This is a genomic window from Cryobacterium sp. MLB-32, from assembly GCF_000738085.1.
Classification (GTDB): domain Bacteria; phylum Actinomycetota; class Actinomycetes; order Actinomycetales; family Microbacteriaceae; genus Cryobacterium.
In genome coordinates this window covers 1-494 of record NZ_JPRS01000762.1, presented here as the reverse complement: position 1 = coordinate 494, position 494 = coordinate 1, and the positions used below count along the sequence as shown (strand labels likewise).

The following is a 494-nucleotide window of genomic DNA, read 5'->3' as shown; positions in this document are numbered from 1 at the left end:
GTGCCCAGTGGGTCGACGTTCGGTCTGATCGGCAGCAACGGATCGGGAAAGTCCACGTTGCTGAAGATTCTGGCCAAGATCTACTACCCCGAGAAGGGGTCGGTGACCTACAACGGTAAGATCGCGGCGCTGCTGGAGGTTGGCTCGGGATTCCACCCGGAACTTTCCGGGCGCGAGAACGTCTTCCTGAACGGCTCCATTCTCGGCATGTCGAAGAAAGAAGTCACGCGCAAGTTTGATGAAATCGTCGATTTTTCGGGGGTCGAACAATTCATCGATCAGCCGGTTAAGAACTATTCCTCGGGAATGTACGTGCGCCTCGGATTCGCGATCGCAATCAACGTCGACCCCGATATCCTCGTCGTTGACGAGGTGCTGGCTGTGGGCGATGCTGAATTCCAGGACAAGTGCGCTCAGAAGTTCGTTGACTTCAAAGCCGCCGGCAAAACGGTCATCCTGGTGAGCCATGCCATGGAATCCGTGCGATCCATGTG

Annotated in this window: 1 protein-coding gene; it reads left to right on the top strand. The window is 56.1% G+C overall.

The features are described 5' to 3' along the window. Window positions 1-494, top strand: a 494-nt coding sequence (locus JF66_RS21260) for an ABC transporter ATP-binding protein (protein WP_035880987.1), incomplete at both ends; no start/stop codon positions are given.